The sequence below is a fragment of the Moorena sp. SIO3E8 genome, assembly GCF_010692445.1.
GTDB classification, from domain to species: domain Bacteria; phylum Cyanobacteriota; class Cyanobacteriia; order Cyanobacteriales; family Coleofasciculaceae; genus Moorena; species Moorena bouillonii.
In genome coordinates this window covers 1-1,720 of the sequence record NZ_JAAHHM010000335.1, presented here as the reverse complement: position 1 = coordinate 1,720, position 1,720 = coordinate 1, and the positions used below count along the sequence as shown (strand labels likewise).

The 1,720-nt window shown below is 54.5% G+C and carries 4 protein-coding genes; 3 read left to right on the top strand and 1 reads right to left on the bottom strand.

What is annotated here, in order from left to right; all coding sequences use genetic code 11:
- From F6K46_RS39580 to tatC, 3 genes are all read left to right on the top strand, one after another.
- On the top strand, positions 1 to 199 hold a 199-nt coding region (locus F6K46_RS39580), incomplete at its 5' end, for a twin-arginine translocase TatA/TatE family subunit (protein ID WP_293118171.1).
- Positions 200 to 259: 60 nt separating this feature from the next.
- Positions 260 to 745: a Sec-independent protein translocase protein TatB gene (tatB, locus tag F6K46_RS39575; protein WP_293118168.1), complete on the top strand. Its 486-nt coding sequence runs from the start codon at positions 260 to 262 to the stop codon at positions 743 to 745.
- A gap of 3 nt (positions 746 to 748) precedes the next feature.
- Complete coding sequence (gene tatC, locus F6K46_RS39570) at positions 749 to 1,555, top strand: twin-arginine translocase subunit TatC (protein WP_293118165.1); 807 nt, start codon at positions 749 to 751, stop codon at positions 1,553 to 1,555.
- 15 nt (positions 1,556 to 1,570) lie between these two features.
- On the opposite strand, the gene F6K46_RS39565 is transcribed toward tatC, so the two are convergent.
- On the bottom strand, positions 1,571 to 1,693 hold the full coding sequence (locus F6K46_RS39565; protein WP_293118173.1) for a histidine kinase dimerization/phospho-acceptor domain-containing protein: 123 nt from the start codon (positions 1,691 to 1,693) through the stop codon (positions 1,571 to 1,573).
- Positions 1,694 to 1,720 lie beyond the last annotated feature (27 nt).

The following is a 1,720-nucleotide window of genomic DNA, read 5'->3' as shown; positions in this document are numbered from 1 at the left end:
TGTTGTTCTCGTCCTCTTTGGCGGCGGCGGAAAGCTGAGCAAGCTGATGGGTGACGCGGGCTCCGGCATCAAGGCCTTCAAGAAGGGCCTGAAGGAAGAACCTAAACAAGACGACGAGGCGGACGCCGACAAAGCAATCGAGGGCGGCGACAAGGCGGCTGCTACTGTTGCCGAGAAAGACAAGGCGGCGAACGGCTGATACGGCGTCAGGCGCTTAAAGCCATAAGTTTCATTCGGATGTAAGACGCGGCGATGCGCTATGTTTGATATCGGCTGGTCCGAAATGATGATTGTGGCCGTTCTGGCCTTGCTTGTCATTGGACCGAAGGAACTCCCAAGAACCATGCGTCAGGTCGCGCATTGGTTTGGCAAGGCGAAAAGCCTTGCGCGCGAGTTCCAGTCGGGCTTGGACGACATCGTCCGCGAAGCCGATCTGGAAGATGCACGGAAAGCACTCAATACCACGCGGAATTTTAGTCCGAACAAGATGCTATCCGATGCAATTGATCCGACCGGCAGCGTGACGGATGAGATCAAGGACGTCGAAAAGACGGCCAAATCGGCGCCCGAGAGCAGTGGCAGTGATTCCGCTTCAAATGAAGAAGGCGCTGCGCAGGCTACGATCGTAAAGCAGCCGGCAAATATCGCGCCGGCTCATTCGCTCACGCCTCCGGCAGAGGGTACTGATTCCTCGACTGTCGCTGAGGTTGCGAAGCCGGACGACCCTTCGAAGCAGAGTGCGTAAGCCGTGGCGGAGAACACAATAGACGACAGCAAAATGCCGCTTCTCGATCACTTGATTGAGTTGCGCAAACGCTTACTCATTTGCGTGGCACTGCTGATCGTCGCCTTTCTAATCGCCTTTGCTTTCTCGCGGGATATTTTCAATTTCCTTGCTTTGCCGCTCGCCGAAACGATGGAATTGCGCGGCGTCGAGGGTTTTGAGAGAAGAATGATCTTCACCGGCCTGCCGGAGGTGTTCTTCACGCAGGTGAAAGTCGCTTTCTTTGCCGGCGCTTTTGCCTGTGTTCCAGTCTTCCTGATCCAAATTTGGATGTTCGTAGCGCCGGGCCTCTATAACCATGAGAAGAAAGCAATTGCGCCCTTCCTGGTGGCGACGCCTATTCTCTTCTTCATCGGTGGCTCACTCGTTTACTTCGTCATCTTTCCCGTAGCGTCAGAGTTTTTCATCAGCTTTGAGCAAGCCGCGGGTGATGGCGAACTGGCCATCCAACTGGAACCGAAGGTCGATCAGTATCTGTCTCTCATGATCCAACTGATTTTTGCATTTGGATTATCGTTTGAACTTCCGGTGCTTCTGACGCTTCTGGCAAAGGTCGGCATCGTGTCCGCGGACGGGCTTGCCGCGAAGCGAAAGTACGCCATCGTTGGTGTCTTCGTCGTCGCAGCCATTTTCACGCCGCCGGATCCCATCAGTCAGCTGCTGTTGGCAATCCCCATCATCCTGCTTTACGAGGTCTCGATCCTGCTTGCGCGTCTGGTCGAGAAGAAGCGTGAAGAGGATGCCCAATCCGAAGATTCCTCCGCCTCCTAAGCGAAGCGCCGGACCTCAATTGCCCCCTGACTCTGCCCCTACTCGACCAGCTTCTAGCTTAGCCAGATCCAGGACATCATTGATCAAAGCTTTAAGACGCTCCCCTTCGGAGATAATAATGTTAACATTTTCTGACACTTGCTTCAGGGTGCGCTGAATCTTGTG

Excerpts from the sequence above, each read along its gene's own strand:
- tatB (WP_293118168.1), top strand. The coding sequence starts at position 260 with ATGTTTGATATCGGCTGGTCCGAAATGATGATTGTGGCCGTTCTGGCC.